This is a genomic window from Endozoicomonas elysicola (assembly GCF_000710775.1).
GTDB classification, from domain to species: domain Bacteria; phylum Pseudomonadota; class Gammaproteobacteria; order Pseudomonadales; family Endozoicomonadaceae; genus Endozoicomonas; species Endozoicomonas elysicola.
Window position 1 is genome coordinate 784,447 of the sequence record NZ_JOJP01000001.1, and the last position, 20,748, is coordinate 805,194.

The window sequence follows — 20,748 nt, forward strand, 5'->3', positions numbered from 1 at the left end:
CGGGCTCTACATTGGGCTATAAATCCCATCTTACCGGTCAAGTCTCATATTAAAGACTATATGCAAGATCGCACTGGAAAAAAACAGTCTATACCCTTCGCCTTTCAAGTTGCTACTTTGTTGGTTGCGTTCGCTCTCTGGAGCGCCAGCCCGGCCCGATCACAGACTCTTTGTAAACTCACGGGGCTTCGCTGACTTGCCACCGCGTAGCAACGTGAAATCCTTTGGGTATAAAGGATAATCGTTACTCAATCTCTGGCCTTGAGCTTTTCTTCGATCTTATCCATTAACTGGCCGGCGATGTTGAGTTTAAACTGATTGTCCAGTTCACGGATACAGGTGGGCGAAGTGACGTTGATTTCTGTGAGGTAGTCGCCAATAACATCCAGCCCCACAAAGATAAGTCCCTTTTTGCGAAGTACCGGGCCTACCTGATTGGCAATCCATAGATCCCGTTCACTCAATGGTCGCCCTTCTCCGGTGCCCCCAGCTGCCAAGTTTCCCCTCAGTTCTCCAGCTGCCGGAATTCGTGCCAGGCAGTAAGGAACTGGTTCTCCATCAATCATCAGAATACGCTTGTCCCCTGATTTGATATCTGGAATGAACTTTTGAATCATGGCCTGACGCTGTCCCATCTCTGTCAGTGTTTCAATAATCACACTGAGGTTGGGATCATCAGGCCGGGTGCGGAAAATAGAGCTGCCACCCATGCCATCCAGAGGCTTGAGCACTACATCTCCATGCTCTGTTGCAAACTCCTTAAGCAACCTTGGGTTACGGGATACCATAACGGGGGGCGTGCACTGTGGGAACAGTGTGGCAAACATCTTCTCGTTACAGTCACGGATACTGCGAGGGTTGTTGACGATTAATGTGCCTGCAGCCTGGGCTTGTTCCAGAAGGTAGGTGCTGTAGATGAATTCCATGTCAAAAGGAGGATCCTTGCGCATCAGAATGACATCAAGCTCATCCAGTGACATCTCCTGACGTGCCTCAAGCTCAAACCAGTCGTTTGGGTCAGCCTTCACTTTCAATGGCTGTACGCTGCCCATGGCGACCCCTTCTTTCTGATAGAGGTCTGCCTGCTCCATATAAAACAGTTGCCAGCCTTTCTGGCTGGCGGCCAACAACATAGCCAGGGAGCTGTCTTTCTTGTAATTGATGGAGGCAATAGGGTCCATCACAACGCCGAGTTTGATGCTCATTTTCAGTGTCCCCGATTACTTTTCTGCAATAGCGTCGTCAGAAGGCGTTTTTTGGGTGTACATGTCTTTGCTGCGAGCCATCGCTTCACCCATTTGTATAGAAAGTCCGGGCTGCCAGTTTTCCAGCCACTCAATCTGATCCTTACCAAAAAGCACAATAGCAGTAGAACCCAGTTTGAAACGGCCCAGTTCACCGCCACGGTTCAGTTCCACAGACTGGCTGGCTTCTCCATAGGTTACAGAAGACACTTGTCCTCGCTGTGGTGTTACCAGACCTGCCCAAACGGTTTCAATACTGGCTACATTGATGGCGCCAACCATGATCACTGCCATGGGGCCATACTGGGTATCGAAAATACTGATTACTCGTTCGTTCCGTGCAAAGAGGTTGGGTATGTTCTCTACCGTACCCTGATTCACAGAGAAAAGACGGCCAGGGACATGGACCATTCTGTGTAATGCTCCGGCAGCCGGAACATGGACGCGATGGTAGTCTCTTGGAGAAAGATAAATGGTGGCAAACTTTCCACCCATGAACTCTTGTCCCAGTTCCAGGTCGCCACCCAACAGCTCTACCAGACTGTAGTCATGGCCTTTAGCCTGGAAAATTCTGCCATTCTTTATGTCACCAATCTGACTGATGACACCATCCGCAGGACTGACAATCATCTCCGGGTCTTCGGGTAAAGGGCGGGCACCATCCTTCAATGATCGGGTAAAGAAGTCGTTGAAATGGATGTAATCTTCAGCCTCTTCACGTTTAGCCTCACTCATATCGACATCGTAATGATCAATCGCCCAGCGAATCAGGCCATTCTTGAACCATGGAATCTGGCATTCCACAAAATAGTGTACTGTCCGGGAGATCAGGTGATGGGGCAGCACATATTGAATGGCTGCAAACAGTTTTTCTTTCACAGTGGTGGAATATCCTGTGGTTAATGTAAGTACCTGAACGGGTACTTACAATGCAGCAAATACCGTTTTAAGGCTGGCTCACCTGCGATGGAGACAGCTTCATTTGGAACGCAAGCTGATGAAGCTCAAGGTTGCGCTCCTGCAAAATATGAAAGTGCCCGCCATTGTAATTCATGCCATGAAAGCCTGCACCTTAAGTAACTAAACATGCTTCTTAAGCAACCGGGGTATGAGGCAGATTTCCCCATTCTGACCAGGAGCCGTCATACGCTCTGACATGTTTAAAACCAAGCGCTTTAGCGACCAGATAGGTAAAGCCGGAGCGATGGTGGGCCTGGCAGTGGGTAATGATTTCTTTGTCTCTTCTGATCCCCAGAGCGTCAAGTTCTGACACCACATCTTCTTTGATTCGGTAGTTCTTCTGTGGATCCATGGCCCGGGTCCATTCAAAGTTGATGGCACCGGGAATATGCCCAGCCTTCTGAGCCATCACTTTCTCCCCGGAATACTCCTCTGGAGACCGGGCATCCCAGATGGTGAATTCAGGGTTATCCAGTGTCTCAAGAATAAAGTCGCTGCTGGCAATGACACTGTCATCAATGGTCAGAGAACATGCAGTGGATGTTCTCTCATTGGCTCTGGACTCTCTTGGGTGACCCTCTTTCAACCAAGCATGAATCCCGCCATTGAGATAAGAGTATTTTCTATGGCCAATGACGTCGAGGGTCCAGATAAAACGGCCTGCCCAACCACCACCTTCATCATCGTACACAATAAAATGCTCTTCGCCGGTAAAGCCCAGGTCACTAAATAATGATTCCAGTTGGCTCAGTGCGGGTAACTTGCCACGAGCAGGCTGTGTGCCTGCAACCAGTAGGTGAGGCTGCACGTTAATGGCACCGGGAACATGGACCTGGCGGTAGAGTTGGGGGTTACACAGATCAATAATAATCAGGCGCTCTTTAAGGGAAGCGCTATCCTCAGAAGCCAGAAGAGATTCCAGTACATCCGGCTCCAAGACCAATGGCAGTTTGTTATTCTCAGTCATATTACGTCCAGCTTCTGTTTTGAACGCATTGTAATGGCAATTGCTGCTTTGATCACCTTGAAGCGTACTTAACTATGTCTGAGAGCGGTTTCCTCACGAGCAACAACGCCTAATCGAAGACCAACTCGTTGCTGATGTATTGAGTCATAGGGTTGGCCACAGTGCATGACCTGTGAGTTATCCCAGAAGACAATATCACCTTCCTGCCATGGATGAGCATAAACCACGCACTGTTCAAGTATTTCATCCAGCAGGTTCTGCCAGAAAGATTTTGCGGCATCAGGGTCATGCTCCAACCCTACAGGTATGGCAGTATCTGAACCCATATAAAGGCCTTCCCGCGCGATCAATTCATGTTCTGAAACCAGAGGGTGTGTTTTAAGTGGTGTTTCGGCAGTCCATGCATCGGGTGTCAGGAAAGGTGGTGAGTGAATAAGTTTGACCTTCCTTAGCTCTGACTGACGCTCAGGGCTGAGTGAACGCCAGGCTTCCAGCTGATCAAGAAAGTGAGTGGTATGAGGTTGGCCATCACTGTCAGTCCCTGGCACTTTGTGCAAATGAAGCATCACGATATAGAGTGCATTCATTGTCAGCCCTTCCAAGCGGGGAAGTGCATCCTTATCGTGATGCCACTGCCAGGCGACAGCTTCAATAGGCTTTTCAGCAGGTCCGAGGGGATTGCCAAGGATTGCGACATGATTACTGACCAGCTCTGCTGGTAAGGGAGGGTGTTCTTTGCGATAACGATTATCCCCAATCATCATTGGGCCAAACGTATCCAGTGTGAACTGTTCCAGTTCATAGGCGTTCATATGCTGCTTTCTGGCGAATATCACGCCGTGTTGCCAGAGGGCATGTTTCAGTCCCAGTCTCTGGCTACTGCTCAATTCTTTCAGGCTTGTGCCTTGGCAAACCTCATAGCCCAACCGAGGGTGATGGCTGGTCACTTTATAGTTGATCATTGTGGGATAGTTGATCATTGTGGGCCTGTTGATATTTCATTGCGAGGCTCAGTGACCCAGGAAAACGTCGTATGCGCGCCCTGATGCGCTGAGCACGCAAAGAAACGTCAACAGGCCCTAACTGTGGTAGTTTATGATGCTGCAGAGCAGTATAGGTAATCTCAGAACGAACCGATGAAAAGTCATTGGAAAGGGTTTTCAAACCACGGGAATTTGTGGCAATCAGCCTTTTCGTAGGGGACTTGAGTGAAGTCCGGGTTCAGTGGTCCGGGCGCACCCATTAGCAGAACGTCTTCTGCCACCGGAGCAAACCCAGCATAGAAGTGAAAAATTGATTTTACCACCAGCACTTTCATATGACTGAGGTCGATGCCAAAAGAGGTAAAGACTGAAGGGTGAAAAACCTGGGTTCGGATACTGTTAACAATAATTGAAATGCCCTTACACTCTAAGCAAACGGTATCTCCGCAAGGTACAGGGATATCACCTCCTGCTTCCTGTGGAAAAGGTTGGATCAAATTTCTGACAATACCTGTAACTTTGACCTTCAGATCCAGCGGTTGCCCGGAATCCACTGAAGTTTTGCCACCGAGGCGAACTTTTATGGTTGCACCAGCACCCGCTTTGCTGGCGATATTCACCACCTGAGGGTCCCATATCATACCGATGGCAGAGTCTTTAACTTCATTGGACAGCATGGCTGCAAGAGCAGACGTTGAGTCACTGGCTGCTCCCCCTCCGGCATTGTCGGAGATATCGGCAATAACAATAGGTTTTCCCGTATGCTCTTTTTTCAGAACAGTTTGCATGGCGCTATCAAGGCTGACAGGACTAAAAAGAAGCGGGTGTCGATGCTCAAAGAGACAGTCACCGATCTCCTTTGCAGTGTGGCGGGCCAGATCAGGAGCATTATTTGTAATAACCAGTGTCCGGGTCCCACAGTCAGCCACATCCCCCCAGGGGAAGCCATGGCCTATATCGACGGAGATAATATCAGGCCTTTGCTCAAACTTTGGAAGTTGGTCGACAATACTCCGCATGGGTTCAAGTGCTGTTGGATAAAGATTGATCATTTTGCAGTCGTACATTGCCATCACAGGCTGGGTTTTACCCTGAGCCATATCGACCGTCATATTCAGTAGTGCCTCAGCTCTCTGGAGAATATCGGTGTGAGGGTACTCACGGTATATGGCAATAAGATCTGCCTGGTTCACCATGGTCTCAGTCAGGTGGCAATGAAGATCCAGCTCTACGCCAATGGGAATGTCGGGGCCGATAATTTTACGGACGCTGGAGATGATATCCCCTTCACAGTCATCATAACCATCAGCCACCATGGCGCCGTGGAGTGGCAAGATGGCGATATCAACCGTTTGCAGCTTTTTGAGGTCAGAAAGCAGCATATCCCGGAGCTTCTCGTAAGTATCTCTGGTAGTTATTCCACCGGGTTCAGCTATAGCAATGAAGGATGAGCAGCACTCCCATCCCCGGGATTGAATCAGATGCTGTAAATGATTGAGTATCTGGCTTTCCAGGGCGCTTTCGGAGGAGTCTTGTCTGGAGATGACGTAGTCATCGAAGCCGGTGGGAACAGGGGAAAAAGTGTTGGTTTCTGTAATAATCCCGCCAACAAAGACTCTCATGGTATTCCTGAATGGTTATTGAAAGAACCTGGTTAAGGTAGATCAATTTTCGGGGGTACCATGAGAATTATTCCTGGCCTTTAAATCTTCTCCAGAGAATTCAGAATATTCTGATAGCTGTTCATTCTTTCCTGAAGAATGTCGCCATTGAGCAAGGCTTTGCGAATTGCACAGCCGGGCTCCTGCTCATGACTGCAGTCCCGAAATTTGCAATAGCCAATGAATGGGCGGAATTCTTTGAAACCGTGTAATACATCCTCTGGATCCATATGCCAGAGCCCGAACTCCCTGATGCCAGGAGAGTCAATCAGCATGCCGCCTGCCGGGAAATGAAACAGTTTTGCCGCAGTGGTGGTATGGGTGCCTTTACCGGTGCTTTCTGACAGGGGGCCTACCTTGGTATCAACACCCGGTAATAGTGTATTGACCAGTGAAGACTTACCCACGCCGCTTTGACCAACGAAAACACTGGTGTGCTCATTCAAAAGACTCTTGAGTTCATGGAGTCCATCTTCAGTGCGTGTTGATGCTTTAAGCACTCGATAACCAATGTGTTCATAGCTAATCAGCATATCGTCAAGAACCTGACGATCCGCTTCATTTTCCAGCAAATCTGTTTTATTTAGCAGAATTACTGGCTCAATACCTACGGTTTCTGCAGCGACCAGATAGCGATCGATCAGATTGGAGTGGGGGACAGGAACCGGAGCTATGACCAGAACAATATAATCAATATTGGCCGCTACCGGCTTTAACTGACCTCTCATATCCGGTCTGGATAACAGGCTCTCTCGATCTTCAAGGGCAACAACAACCCCCATATCGCCTTTATTAGAGGCCCGCCAGATAATCCGGTCACCGGTTACCAGCGGCGGCAGGTTAGCACGAAGATGGCAACGGTAGGTCTCTCCGGGCTTGCTAATGGGTTCGATATCAAGCTGGGCGCCATAGTGGGCAATAATCAGCCCCTGCTGCTCTGGTCCCAGTGATTCATCCTGAAGATCCTCTGTGATCTTCAGCTCACGCTTTTGGGCACGAGCTTTACGTTCATCCTGAATTTTCTGTATGCGCCAGCTTTGTCTGCGCGTTAGTTTGCGCTTACTCATGGTGCTTTGTATATAAAATTTGAAGTATCATAAATTTGTATTGAGCTGATTTCGCTGCAATTATGAATGAAGTAGACTTATTATGTCAGCTCATTCGTTATCTGCTCTTAAATTGATTTAGCTTTTGTCAAAAAAAGGCTCATAAAAAGGTCAGGTAAATGCAGATGTCTATAATATATTGAATAAGCTGGTATTTTGCCTAACTGGCTGATAATTAAAGAACAGTCCATATTTTCTAAACAGTGACTACTGGGTGTTGGATGGCTAAATCGGATAATCTCATATGGATCGACTTGGAAATGACGGGTCTGGATCCAGTAAATGACCGGATTCTTGAGATCGCGACAATTGTTACCGATAGCCAGTTAAACATTCTGGAGGAAGGACCGGTTATAGCTGTTCATCAGGGCGATGAAGTTCTGGATGCCATGAATGAGTGGTGTGTAAATACTCATGGTGCCACAGGTCTGACTGATCGGGTACGAGCCAGCACCATCAGTGAACGGCAGGCTGAACAGATCACCCTGGATTTTCTCCGCAAACACGTTGACCAGGGTATTTCCCCAATGTGTGGTAATTCCATTGGTCAGGATCGCCGTTTCCTCTGGCGTTATATGTCAGAACTGAACGATTACTTTCACTATCGGAACATTGATGTTAGTACTCTGAAGGAACTGGCACGTCGCTGGAAACCGGAATTACTGACCCAGTTTTCCAAAAAAGGTACTCACCTTGCGCTTGAAGATATCCGTGAGTCTATTGATGAGCTTCGGTTTTATCGTCAGCACTTTATAAAATAAATTCTTTAGTTGGTCCCCTTGATGACTATATCTTCTTGGGGACAGTCTGCTGCGAACTATTCATAGAAAACGGAATTGAGACCAGCTAGCCTGACTTATTATTTTAGGTAATGCCATTTTCCTTATCCACCAGCATTAAACTGTGTCTATGACCGTTTTTATACCTAAAAAGATAAACTAATCAAATTTGTATAAGTTTTTACAACGGCCTTGATGTTTGGCTGCTTGTTTAGTTTTGCGCGCCCAGTGGTCTGTGGGTATAAAGTTGGTCTAGGTTGTATGGTGTTACAGACCAAGGTTTCATTTGGCTAATAGAGTTACTTGCAACCATTTTGCGTGTACAGTGAGGGTTCTGTTGATCATGAGTCTTTGTAATTTCTGATACAGTTCCAACTTTGCCTCTGTACATAATCACAAACCTGCCACCACAGCCGCCAACACATTTCACCGCTGCTTTATCATTATTGTCAGAATATAATCCTGCTGCAGCAAAAGATCTGGCCTCTTCCAGGCCACTTACATGGGCTGGGCTGGGTTTGGCATTCGATGTAACAATATATTCCGTCACAGGTTTGTTATCTTTGCCGTCTTCTAAAATACATCCTGAAAGGTACTTTCCAGCGATCACTGTCACCACGTCTTTATCATTAAAAAAAGATCCCACCCTCATGTTTACATCAGGCATTGTTTTGGGAATTTCACTGTGATAATGAACGGCTGTTCGAAGGTACATGTATGAGGCTGCATCCATAGGTTTACTTCCTTTAAGTACTAAAACACACAAAAAACGGAACTGTACGGTTTGAGTGCAAAGTAGTGGTGAAGTTCAAATCGATTATATTTACGTAACTTTGCTGAATTACCAAAATTAAAAAAGCCTCTCAAAGAGAGGCTTCTAAATCATGAACCATTCGATCCATTCGCTTTTATTTGTTGATACCACTGCCCAAGCAAACTGCGTTCTTCGTCGGTCATCCCCGTGCGATTTGCCAATGGCATAATCTGTGTCTGTACTGTCTGGCTATAAATCTTATCGGCCTTGTTGGCGATGGAGTCATAGTCGTGGAAAACCAGACCGCCAGGAGGTGACTGAAAGAGAGGGTCCGTTGGTGTTGCTGAATGACAGGTGCTGCAGCGGGCAGTAACAATCTCAACAATTTCACTCTGCTCAAAAGCGGGCTGTTCGGCCACAGGTGTCTGTTGAACCGCCATTTGTGGCCGGATAATAAAGGCCAGAGTCAGCATTAATACAGCAGCAGCAGGCCATAGCCAGGTTAATATGGCTCCTTGATTTCGTCGGTTAAAGAAATGACGAACCAGAACTGACGCTGCAGCCAGAACAGCAAGAATGGCCCAGTTCCACTCACTGCCAAACGTCATGGCGTAGTGGCCACTGATCATGATAAACAACAATGGCAGTGTTAAGTAATTATTATGACGTGATCTCAACAGTGCATGCTGTGCAATGTTTGGATCAAAGCTTTTGTCCCCGTTTTCCGCTGCTGCCACCAGTTTTCTCTGGGAAGGGATAATGACCCGGAAGACATTACCTACCATCATGGTGCCAATCAGGGCACCCACATGAATATAAGCTGCCCGACCACTGAACAGTTGTGCATAGCCCCAGGCGGCAAACACAATCAATGAAAACAGAACCAGGCTGAACAGCGTTTCCTGCTTGAAAAGCGGTGATTTACATAAGCCGTCATAAATCAGCCAGCCGGCTAACAGGCTGAAAATACTGATAGTGATTGCCTGTATCGGAGTCAGGGAAGATTGTGCAGCCAGCAAATAACTTTCTGCCCCCCAGTAGTAAATGATGGCCAGTAGTCCCATGCCGCTGAGCCAGGTGACATAAGCTTCCCACTTAAACCAGTGCAGCGTTGTTGGCAGCTTTTCAGGGGCGAGATGATATTTGTTAACCTCATAAATACCGCCACCATGAAGTGCCCAAAGTTCACCCTTGATGCCCTTTTTCTGTTTGTCCGCTGGTGCCGCTTCGAGTCGGCCTTCCAGCCAGTTGAAGTAAAAGGATGCGCCAATCCAGGCAACACCGGCAGTGACATGCAGCCAGCGAAATAGCAGGTTTAGCCACTCTTGTAGATAGGATTCCATGGTCAGATACTCTTTTATTAATGAAAATGCTGATTTAAGCCTCCTGCCTTCACTGTGGAGGCAGGCAGCATTTTCTGCTTAAGGCTGTTTCAGGCTTCCTGGCCCATGATGATGGTTTTTTCAATGACTCGATCGTCACCCATAACCATCAGCACGCCCAGCAATTCTTCCAATGTTTTTGTTGTTTTAGTTCTAAACTCAAGCATCGGGGTGGCAGCAGGATTTAACACCAGAAAATCTGCTTCATTACCTTTACGGAAGCTACCAATCTTGTCTTCAAGATGGAGTGCTCTCGCACCTCCCAATGTGGCCAGGTAAAAAGCTTGAAGCGGCGAGATGGTTTCCTCCCGCAACTGAGATACCTGGTAAGCGTCTTTCATTGTATTTAACAGACAGAGACTGGTTCCTCCGCCTACATCGGTACCAAGACCCGTTGGAATACCATGAGCCTTTGCCTTGTTCAGGTTGAACAGGCCGCTACCGAGAAACAGGTTGGAGCCAGGACAATAAGCAATGGATGATCCTGAGCTGCCCATACGCTGCCAACTGTGATCACACAAATGAACTGAATGGGCAAATACCGACCGTGGACCCAGCAGGCCATGTTGATCGTAAACATCGACATAGTGTTTACTGTCTGGAAAAAGCTCCTGTACCCAGTCAATCTCTTTTGGATTTTCCGAGAGATGGGTGTGCAGATAGAGTCCGTCATGCTCCCGCAATAGCTGGCCAGCCAGCTTCAATTGCTCTGAAGAAGAAGTAGGAGCAAAGCGTGGTGTCACTGCATAAGACAGCCGACCTTTATCATGCCAGCGGTTGATGAGTGCCTTGCTGTCTTTATAGCTGTTCTCAGGGGTATCCAGTAGATAATCCGGAGCGTTTCGATCCATCATCACCTTGCCGGCGATCATGCGCAGATTTCTCTGATGCGCTTCCGAAAAGAAGGCATCCACCGACTGGGGAGCAACGGTTCCGAAAACCAGTGCTGTAGTGGTTCCATGACTGATGCATTGGTCGAGAAAGAAGCGCGCAACCTCACTGGCGTATTCAGGGTCTGAAAACTTCTTCTCTGCCGGGAATGTGTATTGATTCAGCCAATCCAGCAATTGAACACCACAACCTGCCAGTACCTCCAGTTGAGGGTAATGCACGTGGGTGTCGATGAAGCCAGGTACCAGAAGTTTTCCGGGAAGGTTTTTTATTTCAGTTCCAGAGGGCAGGTTGTTCATAACCTGGTCTGATGGGCCACAGTTTTTAATGTGACCATCTTCTATCAGGAGTGCACCATCCTCAAAAAACTCCCATGCTTCCCCGTAACTGGATTGCTGAGAAGGGTCTGCAAGAAAGTGGAGAACTGAAGCACGCCAAACTACCGATTTACTCATTTTGGCACCTCCACAATGAGGTGCTGTTCTAAAGGTATTAAGACTTCATCGCAGTTATCACCAGGCCCTTTGCGGTCAACCACCAGATACTCTTCGCCTGAATCAATGGAGAGCAGAGGGTGATGCCAGACCCCGGGATGATAGGTAATGCCCTGCTTTCCATTAGTCAGAAAGCAGCGGATAGACGATAAATCCGGTTTTTCTGCGTCGCTAGAGCCTGATGCAACCACTACCAGAAAACGTTGCTCTGCCAGAGGCATAAATGTCTGGCTTCCCAGAGGATGCCGCTCAAGAAGATCTAATTGATAGGCCTGGCGAATCCGGGCTGTTTTATAGATATGCATTGTCGCATACCCTTGGTCATCTGTTGTGACAGACGTCAGGTCACTGTATTTCTGACAGCGCCCCTGATTGATTACCAGAGGGTTATCCCGAATTTCGAGTACATCTCCAAAAGGTTCAAAGGCTTCACGGGTCAGTACTTCCACCTTTAGTGTTTGGGCTGGTATTTCTTTATCCATGTGCCTTCTTCTCTTTTTTATTACATGGCAGCCAGTAGCTGCTCACTATGGCTTAACAACGGCCTTGGTTAACTCCCTCGGTAAGTGGAGTAACCATAAGGTGATAGTAGCAGTGGAACGTGATGATGCCGGTCATCACTGACTTCAAAGGTCACGATGACTTCCGGATAAAAGCACTGGATCTGGCTCTTTTGAAAATAATCTTTAACTAAAAAATGTAGTTGGTAGATTCCTTTGGGAAGGTTGAGTGTATCGTCAGCCAGATTTTGTATACGCCCGTCATCGTTAGTGATGCCGCTGCCAACAGGCATCCAGTTTTCACCTTCCTGCTTTGCTAATGAAACTGGCACTCCAGTTGCTGGCAGGCCGCTGCCGGTATCAAGAATATGGGTGCTGATGCCGGTCATGATGCCTGCCTCCATTCAATCATCTTATTGAGACGAATCCGGGTTATTTTGTGCTGCTCTGCTGCAGCTATTTTAAGCTCTTCTGCTGGTTCATTATCGAGCCGGTGCTGTAGCAGAGTCAGCATTTCATTGGCGGACTTACCGGTTGCACAGACAATAAATATATAACCAAAACGCGCTTCGTAAGCTTGATTGCCTTGTGCCAATGCATTGAGTGTTTCTTCACTGGCAACTGCCGTACCGGATTGCTCATGGCCTGCCATATCACGGGTCTTGGCATACTTTGCTTTCAGGCTATTAACATCACCAATTTTCGGGTGGCCTTCAAAAGCTTGAAGAACGTCTTTTTCCTCACAATCAGACCAACTTTTATCGGCTATGGATAAGAGTTCATCCTGATTGGAATATGGACGATTATTAACCATGGATTCAAGCCAGCGCTCGCTGGTGCAGCATTGGCGGAAAAAGTCACTGGCGCTTTGAATAGCAAGGTTGTTTAGTTCCTTAAGCGTCATGAATCACTCCCTTCAAAGCCGCTCTCAAAACCAAAGACACGAAGCCTTGATACGCCACCATCCGGGAATATGTTCAAGCGCACATGAGTGTATTGCTGTTCTGTATTCTGCAATTCATTCAGGAAAAAGTGATTGCGATGAGCATGCAGCTTTTGTTCGGGAAGAATGGTGTGCCATTGCACGGTAACGGCTGCATCTTCAGGGTTGTCACCGTTAAAGGAGCACGCTTCAAGGCTACAGCGATCAGGGTAATTGCCTTTAAAGTGTAATGTATCCACCTCTACACGATGAACGGTTCCTGGCAGAGCCAATTTGACAACCATCCAGTCATTACCACCCTGGCGTCGACGTTTTGTTTCCCAGCCATTGTGCATATCGGCACCACGTCCAGGCAAAAGCAGGTTTTGCATAGGGCTGAAAAATGAGTCACTGCAGGCTACAGAACGTCCACCATTCATCAGTGCAGCCAGATCAAGGGGTTCGCCGGGTAAACGGTAACGCTGATCCAGATGAATTTTGCCATACACCCGTAGACGGGCAACTCCGCCATCTGGGTAGATTCTCAGGCGGATGTGGCTGGCTTTTATCGGTTGATCCAGGGTAATCAGATTTCTGAAGTCGGGCTTTACGTCTACTCGATCCGTCAGGGGCTGCCAGTTACTTTGTTCGTTTGGGTCTGCATCATCGAGCAGGTAGTCCAGTTGCACAGCACCCGGTGCATTACCCTTGAAATGACGTGTATCAACGTCTAAGGCTTCAATTTCACCGACAGACGCCAGACGCACAGTTACCCAGTCACAGCCTTCATACCCGGGGGCATCACGACGGCGACGTGACTCCCAGCCATCCATCCATTTGCCATAGGCCGTATATTTTTCAGGAAGGAAAATGGGGTCTTCAGCTAATAGCAGGTTATCTTTTTCGGCAAAAAAATCATCACTGGAATCCAGCACGTCGCCACCTAGCGCCCGGGCCGCCAGATCAATTCTTGTTTGCTGCCATTGTGCTGCCAGATCATCAGAAGAGACATTCATAATGTGCTTTGAACCTGCTGTTATTATTTTAACTTTATACCCAGAGCAATTACCTTTGGTAAGGTTTACTCCGGTTTATCCTGATAGAATATGTTTTATTTTTTGACTATTTGGTCAGATTTTTCAGCATTTATGCCATAGAACGCATCAGGCAGGCAATAAAAAAATGGAGAGCCCAATGAAGTTCGACCCTCTTAATAACAAGGATGACTATCCAAGAGATCTGGTTGGTTATGGCGAAACTCCCCCCGACCCTAAATGGCCTGGTGATAGCAGAATTGCAGTCCAGTTTGTCATTAACTATGAGGAAGGAGGCGAAAACTGCATCCTTCATGGTGATGAAGCCTCTGAGGCATTTCTCTCGGAAATCATTGGCGCCCCAGCTCATAAAGGTGAGCGTCACATCAGCATGGAGTCAATTTATGAATATGGCTCAAGAGTCGGGTTCTGGCGACTGCATCGACTTTTTACCCAGCGGAAGATTCCGGTCACCGTCTATGGTGTAGCAATGGCGATGGCGCGCAACCCTGATGCCGTAAAAGCCATGCAGGACGCCAGTTGGGAAATTGCCAGTCATGGCTATCGCTGGATTGATTACCAGTTTATGGACGTAGACGAAGAGCGTCGCCATATGCAGGAAGCGATTCGAATTCACACTGAAGTCACAGGCAAGCGCCCTACCGGTTGGTATACCGGGCGCTGCAGTCCAAATACGGAACAGCTTGTGGTGGAAGAGGGCGGTTTTTTATATCACGCTGACAGTTATGCTGATGAGCTCCCCTACTGGGATACCCGGTTTGGGAAACCTCAGCTAGTGGTTCCCTACACTTTAGACTGCAATGATATGCGTTTTGCTACCGCCCAGGGGTTTAACAGTGGTGATCAGTTTTTCAATTATCTGAAAGATGCTTTTGATGTGCTTTATGAAGAGGGTGAAGCATCTCCAAAAATGATGTCTATAGGTCTTCATTGTCGTTTGGTTGGAAGACCAGGGAGAGCAGCGGCTCTGGCTCGTTTTCTGGATTATGTGCAATCAAAAGACCAAGTCTGGCTCTGTACGCGGGAACAGATTGCACAGCATTGGCATACTAACCATCCTTATGCTGGTTGATATATAAAATTGTGAGAGTTGCCCTCAGTGGGCAACTTTGAGAAAACCAATACGTGGTTTATTGATCATTTGTTGCCAGCTCTCTTCTCCCAGTTTCTCAATCCCTTTTGGGTCAAGGGAAAGTGGAAGCCATTCCACCTTTGAGAACCCTGCATTATTCATGGCCTGAATGATGGTTGCTTTGTCGAAATGTACTGCATAAATGTCGAGGGGAGGGTTCACAGGAAGTGTCATACGGAATGACTCTCCATCCTTGAGTGGGTGTGTATGGTATATTTTTGCACAAACGTTATCTGTTATCTCATGACAGCCATATTCCCCCTGGCAATCCACTGTGATGATCATTGTTCCCTCTGAAGAGAGGAGTGATTTCAAATGAGTACAAAGCTGTTCCAGATGCAGTGTGTCCTCGCAATAGTTTAATAACCAGCCTGCAGTAATCACGTTAAATGGTGTTTCTGGATGGAAATCTTCTATTCGAGACTCGATGAACTTTATATTTTTCTTATCTGCAAAGTGTGCTCTGGCCAAGGATATCATGTCAGCTGAGCAGTCTACTCCAGTCACTGGAGTGAAGCCCATCTCAAGCAATAACCCAGAATAAAATCCAGCACCACAGGCAAGATCCAGACTGCTGCATGGCTCAAGCTCTTCAAGAACCTTCCTATATACCCAATGCTCCATGTATTTCCGATAAGGAAGCTGGTCGGTTGTCTGGTACTTTTCTGCCAAAGGGTTGAAATTCAGATCTGACTTCATGTTATGAGTGACCCATTTTTATCAATGTTGCAGGTAGAGGACAGCGAGAAGATTTGAAGATAGTTGAACTTTGTAGTTTCTCTTCAGTTTTGTTTCTTATGTAAACAGTAAAATAGCTTCCCATAGTCTTTACAGGATTCGTTAGAATTGTTGGCACAATGGGTTTTCCAGGGGAAGGGGGATATGGGTAGTCAGATTAGCATTCGTGCCGGAGCGCAGGCATTGGACTTTATTCGAGCCAATGGCCTGCCTCAGGAGAGTATCAAAGTCATGGTAGGTGCTTCCGGAGGCCCGAAGTGGTTTGTACTCAGTGGTTTGGATAAAGCCTTGCTGGGCGAATATTTCCGCAATAGAACGTCACCTCTTGATCTTATTGGAACCTCCGCAGGCAGCTGGCGCTTCAGCTGTTATGGTCAGGACGACCCCCTCGCAGCTCATGAACGCTTTGAACAGGGCTATCTTCATACCGATTATTCCGAGAAGCCTGATCCTGCTGAAATAAGTCATAAAGCCCGAAAGTTGGTAGAAAATATCGTTTCGCCTGAAAGTGTAGGACAGATTCTTAATAATCCTGTTTTTCGCTTCAATCTGATTGCCGTAAGAAGTCATGGACTGGCTGCTTCTGAGCGTAAATCGCTACAAATGGTGGGTCTGGGGTTTGCTGCTACGGGTAATTTGATTAATCGAAAGCATTTGTCATCATTCTTTACCCGTACTCTTTTTTATCATCCGACATACGAAACTTCAGAGAAACCTGCGTTTTATCACGCCAGTGATCTTCCAACGGAGCGTGTAAGACTGACTGAAGCCAATCTGGTGGATGCCATAATGGCCTCTGGTTCCATTCCTGCCGTGATGCAAGGTGTGAAGAATATCTCTGGAGCTCCTGCCGGCTGCTACCGCGATGGCGGGATTACCGATTACCACTTCGATATGCGCTTTCATCAGGGCGATGGTCTGGTGCTTTATCCACACTTTTATTCAAAAATGATTCCCGGCTGGTTTGATAAGGCGTTAAAACATCGCAGGCCATTACCTCAGAATACAGACAATGTAGTATTGGTATCTCCCTCTCAGGCATTTGTCGATCAGCTTCCCTATCGGAAAATACCGGATCGTAATGACTTCGCCCGGTTTACCTATGATGAACGTGTTCGGTATTGGAAGCGGGTTGTGGATGAGACCAGGCGGCTGGGTGATGAGTTTCTGGAACTGGTTTCGAGCAATAAAGTACGAGAGGTGGTTAAGCCCTTGTAAGGCGTTTAACCACCGAGGTACTACTTCAATCTAGGTTGCAGTTCAGGCCACACATTCTTTAACAGAATTGGCTGGGCTGCTTCCGTGGGATGGATCCCATCGGGTTGGTTCAGTGAATCATTGCCTGCAACGCCATTCAGGAAGAAAGGAATTACTGGTACACCCCACTTTTTGCCCAGCTCATGAAAAGTTTCTGTAAAACGTTGGGTATAGACCGGTCCATAGTTGGGCGGGATCTTCATTTCAAAGAGAATAATGTCAGAATTGTATTCTCGGGTCAGTGCAATCATCTGATCAAGGTTGGATTTTATGGTTTTCAGCGGCTTTCCCTGAAGGCCATCGTTAGCACCCAGTTCCAGTAACACCAGGTCTGGCCCGGTTTGTTCCAGTGTTTTACGGAATCGGCTCAGACCACCGGCGGTGGTTTCTCCACTGATGCTGACATTGGTAATCTTCCAGGGATACTGATGACTGTCGATTTTGTCCTGGAGTAATTGCACCCAACCCCGATTGATATCCGTAAGACCATAGGCAGCACTCAGGCTGTCGCCGTACATCAGCAGTGTTTTTTGTGAAGCTGCAAGGCTGATAACCGGAAAGGTCAGTAAAGCAACAGCAAGCAGCCTAGAGCTGGTAAAAAGACGACGAAATAAGGATTTTCTCATGAATGACGCGCTCTCCAGTTCTCCCAACGCTCTCACGCCTGAGGCTGCTGCTGAAACAACTGCATCGATAGAATCTACTTCACTGGCAGTGACTGCTTCTGGTCTTGAAAAGACCGTTGTTGCCCGTGATAACCCGCTCACCATCTTGTCCGGACTTGACCTTCAGATCAAGTCTGGTGAGTCTGTTGCGATTGTAGGGACTTCCGGTTCCGGCAAGTCAACATTGCTGGGTATTCTGGCGGGGTTGGATTTGCCGACGGCAGGCAGTGTTAGTCTTGCTGGAAAGCGCATTGATCATCTGGATGAAGACGAACGGGCAAAAGTGCGTGGGGAGCATACCGGATTTGTATTTCAGTCGTTTCAGTTACTTTCTAACTTAACTGCTCTCGAAAATGTCATGCTGCCTCTCGAATTGGCAGGTGTGGATAACCCGGGTGAGCGGGCTAAGAACCTATTAACCCGTGTTGGCCTAGAGCACCGACTGGAGCATTACCCAAGACAGCTTTCCGGTGGAGAGCAGCAGCGAGTGGCTATTGCCAGGGCATTTGCCGGAGAACCCGATATTCTCTTTGCTGATGAACCAACCGGTAACCTGGATGAAAAGACGGGAGAAAGCATTATTGAACTCCTGTTTGAAGTCAATCAGGGAAGTGGTACGACCATTGTGCTCGTTACCCATGACATGGATCTTGCCAGACGTTGTCAGCGGGTACTGAAGCTGCACGGTGGTCGTCTGGAGGAGATTTCATGAGTGTGAATAAATCTTCCACAAGTATTCAAGGGAAAGCGGTTATCCACAGACCAAAAAGTACTTTTGGGCTTTCCTGGCGCTTCCTGATTAGGGATTGGCGCTCAGGTGAACTCTGGCTTCTTGTCGCTGCCCTTTTGATGGCTGTTGCTGTCAGTACGGCCATTGCCTTGTTCAGTGAACGCTTACAGCTGGCTCTTGGACGACAAGTGGCGGAAGTCCTCGGGGCTGATATGTTAATTCGCAGCCCAAGGCCGGTTCAGCCTGCGATTCTGGCTGAAGCTCAAAAGCAGGGTTTGAAGTTATCCACAGTTCTTGAGTTTCCTTCCGTGGTGATGGCTGGGGATGAAATGCAAATGGTGTCTGCCAAGGCTGTGGAAAACAATTATCCACTGCGCGGACATATTCGAACTGCATATCAGCCATTTGCACCCGACCAAATAGTTAATGATACACCCGAAGCTGGCGAAGCCTGGTTGGAGCCCCGATTATTTCCTTTATTGGGTGTGGATATCGGTGACCAGGTCATGCTGGGTAATACTTGGTTGACGATTACCCGGGCGATTACTTTGGAAACGGACCGAGGTGGTGACTTTTACAGCTTTTCTCCAAGGCTGATGTTCAATATGGCGGATTTGGAAAGCACCGGTATTATCCAGCCGGGCAGCAGGGTCAGCTGGAAAACGTTGATGGCGGGAGAGCTTTCATCACTGGAGCAATTCAAAGAATGGTCCAAAGATCGCCTGGATACCAGTGAACGGCTGATGATGGCTGACGACAGCCGACGTGATCTTCGTAACTCGGTGGTGCGGCTGAAGCAGTTCCTTGGGTTGGCCAGCATGGCTGCCATGCTGTTAGCGGGTGTAGCCGTTGCCATGGCCAGTCAGCGGTTTGCGGAGCGGCGGTTTGACAGTTGTGCGGTGATGCGTTGCCTGGGTGCCAGTCGGCAGCAGGTTCTTAAATTACTACTTGGGGAGCTGGCTTTTGTGGCTGCGCTGGTGGCCCTGCCCGGTGTAGCCATTGGCTGGTTGCTTCAGGAAGGTGTCGTGCAACTGCTCAAGGGCGTACTCCCTGCCTGGCTGCCAGCCGCCGGTGTAATGCCGATGGTGGTTGGTGGCGCCACCGGTGTCATTACTCTTGCCGGTTTTGGTTTAGCTCCTTTGTTGCGGCTACAGGACGTTTCACCCCTGCGGGTGCTAAGGCGCGATCTGTCACCAGCCCCTGCCGCCTCCTGGCTTGTGTACAGTTTCTCTTTGATGGCTGTCTTTCTATTGCTCTGGTATCACACGGGTGAGGTCGTTATGGCCCTTATTCTGGCCATAGCTTCCGGCGCAGTGCTGTTGATGATTTCTCTGGGTGTTCAATTCCTGCTCAATCATCTGGGGAATCAGCAGAGGCTTTCAAATTTGCCGGTGTTCTGGCGCCCAGGGGTCAGCAGAATTATTCAGGGAAAAGGAAAGACATCAGCCCAGCTTCTGGCGTTTACCCTGACGTTTATGGCCATGGCGGTGGTGTTGATTCTTCGAACCGACTTGTTGGATCGTTGGCAGAATGAATTGCCGGAAGAGACGCCTAACTACTTTGCCATGAATATTCAGCCATCAGAGGTTGAGGCGTATTCTGGATTTCTGGAAACCAATGATGTGGATACCAGCCAGCTTTACCCCATTATTCGGGGTCGTTTGATTCGCATTAATGATGTTCCTGTTCGGGAAGCGGTGTCCAAAGAAGAAAAGAATAACCATGCGCTCAACCGTGAGCTGAATATGACCTGGTCAGAAACACTGCCGGAAAACAATCACCTTGAACAGGGTAAATGGTGGGCACCGGGTAGTGATGATGGGCTATCCATCGAGGCCGAACTTGCGCAGAAGCTCGGCATTAATATGGGCGACCGTCTGACGTTTATGGTATCAGGGAATGAATTCACAGAGGCCGTGAGCAGTATACGGACAGTACAGTGGGAGTCTTTTCGGCCAAACTTCTACATGATTTTCCCTGAACAAGCTCTGCAGGATATGCCTGCTACCTGGCTGAACAGCTTCTACCTGGACTCAGAGGACAAGCTATTACTCAATGGTTTGATTACCCAGTTTCCAACCATGACGTTGCTGGATCTGGATGCCGTGATCAACCAGGTTCAGAAAATGCTGGCTCAGTCTACTATTGCTGTGGAGGCAATGCTGGCTGCGCTGTTGCTGGCTGGGCTGCTGGTAATGATGTCAGTGATTGAGTCCAGTATTGATGAACGTTTGAGGGAAGGTGCGTTGATCCGCTCTTTGGGGGGAACCCGTCGGCAACTGTTGATAATGCAGATTGGTGAGTTCGTGTTGTTTGGCATTCTGGCTGGTTTGCTGGCGGCCTGTGGCACAGAACTGACCAGTTATTTGCTGAATACCCGGGTTTTCGAGCTGAGTTGGCAACCAGCCTGGTTTATATGGGTTGCTTTACCGCTGTTTGGAGCCATTGTTCTGGGTGCTGCGGGGTGGTTGGGTATTCGTCGGGTTATCAGTCAGTCACCTGCAAATATTTTGAAAGAAGTATGAGTA

Annotated in this window: 20 protein-coding genes; 5 read left to right on the plus strand and 15 right to left on the minus strand. The window is 48.1% G+C overall.

Annotated elements, in window-relative coordinates; genetic code table 11:
- Positions 1–248 precede the first annotated feature (248 nt).
- From gshB to rsgA, 6 genes are all read right to left on the minus strand, one after another.
- Positions 249–1,205, minus strand: a complete 957-nt coding sequence (gshB, locus tag GV64_RS03310; RefSeq protein WP_020584581.1) for a glutathione synthase — start codon at positions 1,203–1,205, stop codon at positions 249–251.
- Between the two features lie 15 nt (positions 1,206–1,220).
- Positions 1,221–2,123 (minus strand): archaetidylserine decarboxylase, encoded by a 903-nt coding sequence (gene asd / locus GV64_RS03315; protein ID WP_020584580.1) that lies wholly within the window; start codon positions 2,121–2,123, stop codon positions 1,221–1,223.
- A gap of 214 nt (positions 2,124–2,337) precedes the next feature.
- Positions 2,338–3,171 (minus strand): sulfurtransferase, encoded by an 834-nt coding sequence (locus GV64_RS03320; protein ID WP_020584578.1) that lies wholly within the window; start codon positions 3,169–3,171, stop codon positions 2,338–2,340.
- A 68-nt stretch (positions 3,172–3,239) separates the two neighbouring features.
- A complete protein-coding gene (locus GV64_RS03325) occupies positions 3,240–4,151 on the minus strand; it encodes a TauD/TfdA dioxygenase family protein (protein WP_020584577.1) in 912 nt (303 codons plus the stop codon).
- A 164-nt stretch (positions 4,152–4,315) separates the two neighbouring features.
- Positions 4,316–5,776, minus strand: a complete 1,461-nt coding sequence (locus GV64_RS03330) for a M81 family metallopeptidase (RefSeq protein ID WP_020584576.1) — start codon at positions 5,774–5,776, stop codon at positions 4,316–4,318.
- An 80-nt stretch (positions 5,777–5,856) separates the two neighbouring features.
- On the minus strand, positions 5,857–6,882 hold the full coding sequence (gene rsgA, locus GV64_RS03335) for a small ribosomal subunit biogenesis GTPase RsgA (protein WP_020584575.1): 1,026 nt from the start codon (positions 6,880–6,882) through the stop codon (positions 5,857–5,859).
- A 260-nt stretch (positions 6,883–7,142) separates the two neighbouring features.
- On the opposite strand from rsgA, the gene orn reads away from it, so the two are divergent.
- Entirely contained in the window at positions 7,143–7,682 is a 540-nt protein-coding gene (gene orn / locus GV64_RS03340; protein ID WP_020584574.1) for an oligoribonuclease, read from the plus strand.
- Between the two features lie 229 nt (positions 7,683–7,911).
- On the opposite strand, the gene GV64_RS03345 is transcribed toward orn, so the two are convergent.
- The 7 genes from GV64_RS03345 to alc all read right to left on the minus strand — a co-directional run bounded on the left by GV64_RS03345 (position 7,912) and on the right by alc (position 13,659).
- On the minus strand, positions 7,912–8,433 hold the full coding sequence (locus GV64_RS03345; protein ID WP_020584573.1) for a hypothetical protein: 522 nt from the start codon (positions 8,431–8,433) through the stop codon (positions 7,912–7,914).
- A gap of 149 nt (positions 8,434–8,582) precedes the next feature.
- Entirely contained in the window at positions 8,583–9,797 is a 1,215-nt protein-coding gene (locus GV64_RS03350; RefSeq protein WP_020584572.1) for a urate hydroxylase PuuD, read from the minus strand.
- An 89-nt stretch (positions 9,798–9,886) separates the two neighbouring features.
- A complete protein-coding gene (gene guaD / locus GV64_RS03355; protein ID WP_020584571.1) occupies positions 9,887–11,182 on the minus strand; it encodes a guanine deaminase in 1,296 nt (431 codons plus the stop codon).
- Positions 11,179–11,703, minus strand: a complete 525-nt coding sequence (locus tag GV64_RS03360) for an ureidoglycolate lyase (RefSeq protein ID WP_020584570.1) — start codon at positions 11,701–11,703, stop codon at positions 11,179–11,181. The genes guaD and GV64_RS03360 overlap by 4 nt, the downstream gene beginning before the upstream one ends.
- Positions 11,704–11,771: 68 nt before the next feature.
- The gene (uraH, locus tag GV64_RS03365; protein WP_020584569.1) at positions 11,772–12,110 is read right to left on the minus strand and encodes a hydroxyisourate hydrolase; all 339 of its coding nucleotides are present in this window, start codon (positions 12,108–12,110) and stop codon (positions 11,772–11,774) included.
- Positions 12,107–12,625: a 2-oxo-4-hydroxy-4-carboxy-5-ureidoimidazoline decarboxylase gene (uraD, locus tag GV64_RS03370; RefSeq protein WP_020584568.1), complete on the minus strand. Its 519-nt coding sequence runs from the start codon at positions 12,623–12,625 to the stop codon at positions 12,107–12,109. The genes uraH and uraD overlap by 4 nt, the downstream gene beginning before the upstream one ends.
- Positions 12,622–13,659 (minus strand): allantoicase, encoded by a 1,038-nt coding sequence (gene alc, locus GV64_RS03375; RefSeq protein ID WP_020584567.1) that lies wholly within the window; start codon positions 13,657–13,659, stop codon positions 12,622–12,624. The genes uraD and alc overlap by 4 nt, the downstream gene beginning before the upstream one ends.
- A 178-nt stretch (positions 13,660–13,837) precedes the next feature.
- Between alc and puuE the strand changes: the two genes are divergently transcribed.
- Positions 13,838–14,770, plus strand: a complete 933-nt coding sequence (puuE, locus tag GV64_RS03380; protein ID WP_026258570.1) for an allantoinase PuuE — start codon at positions 13,838–13,840, stop codon at positions 14,768–14,770.
- Between the two features lie 24 nt (positions 14,771–14,794).
- Here the strand turns inward: puuE and GV64_RS03385 are convergent, their stop codons facing one another.
- The gene (locus tag GV64_RS03385; RefSeq protein WP_020584565.1) at positions 14,795–15,529 is read right to left on the minus strand and encodes a class I SAM-dependent DNA methyltransferase; all 735 of its coding nucleotides are present in this window, start codon (positions 15,527–15,529) and stop codon (positions 14,795–14,797) included.
- A gap of 183 nt (positions 15,530–15,712) precedes the next feature.
- On the opposite strand from GV64_RS03385, the gene GV64_RS03390 reads away from it, so the two are divergent.
- Positions 15,713–16,786 (plus strand): patatin-like phospholipase family protein, encoded by a 1,074-nt coding sequence (locus GV64_RS03390; RefSeq protein WP_020584564.1) that lies wholly within the window; start codon positions 15,713–15,715, stop codon positions 16,784–16,786.
- Positions 16,787–16,806: 20 nt separating this feature from the next.
- On the opposite strand, the gene GV64_RS03395 is transcribed toward GV64_RS03390, so the two are convergent.
- Complete coding sequence (locus GV64_RS03395) at positions 16,807–17,451, minus strand: arylesterase (RefSeq protein ID WP_020584563.1); 645 nt, start codon at positions 17,449–17,451, stop codon at positions 16,807–16,809.
- Here GV64_RS03395 and GV64_RS03400 point away from each other — a divergent pair.
- Together GV64_RS03400 and GV64_RS03405 are read left to right on the plus strand one after the other, a co-directional pair.
- Positions 17,450–18,202, plus strand: coding sequence for an ABC transporter ATP-binding protein (locus GV64_RS03400; RefSeq protein ID WP_020584562.1), 753 nt, complete (start codon positions 17,450–17,452; stop codon positions 18,200–18,202). The two genes, GV64_RS03395 and GV64_RS03400, sit on opposite strands and share 2 nt — an antisense overlap.
- Complete coding sequence (locus GV64_RS03405) at positions 18,199–20,745, plus strand: ABC transporter permease (protein ID WP_020584561.1); 2,547 nt, start codon at positions 18,199–18,201, stop codon at positions 20,743–20,745. The genes GV64_RS03400 and GV64_RS03405 overlap by 4 nt, the downstream gene beginning before the upstream one ends.
- Positions 20,746–20,748: the final 3 nt, after the last annotated feature.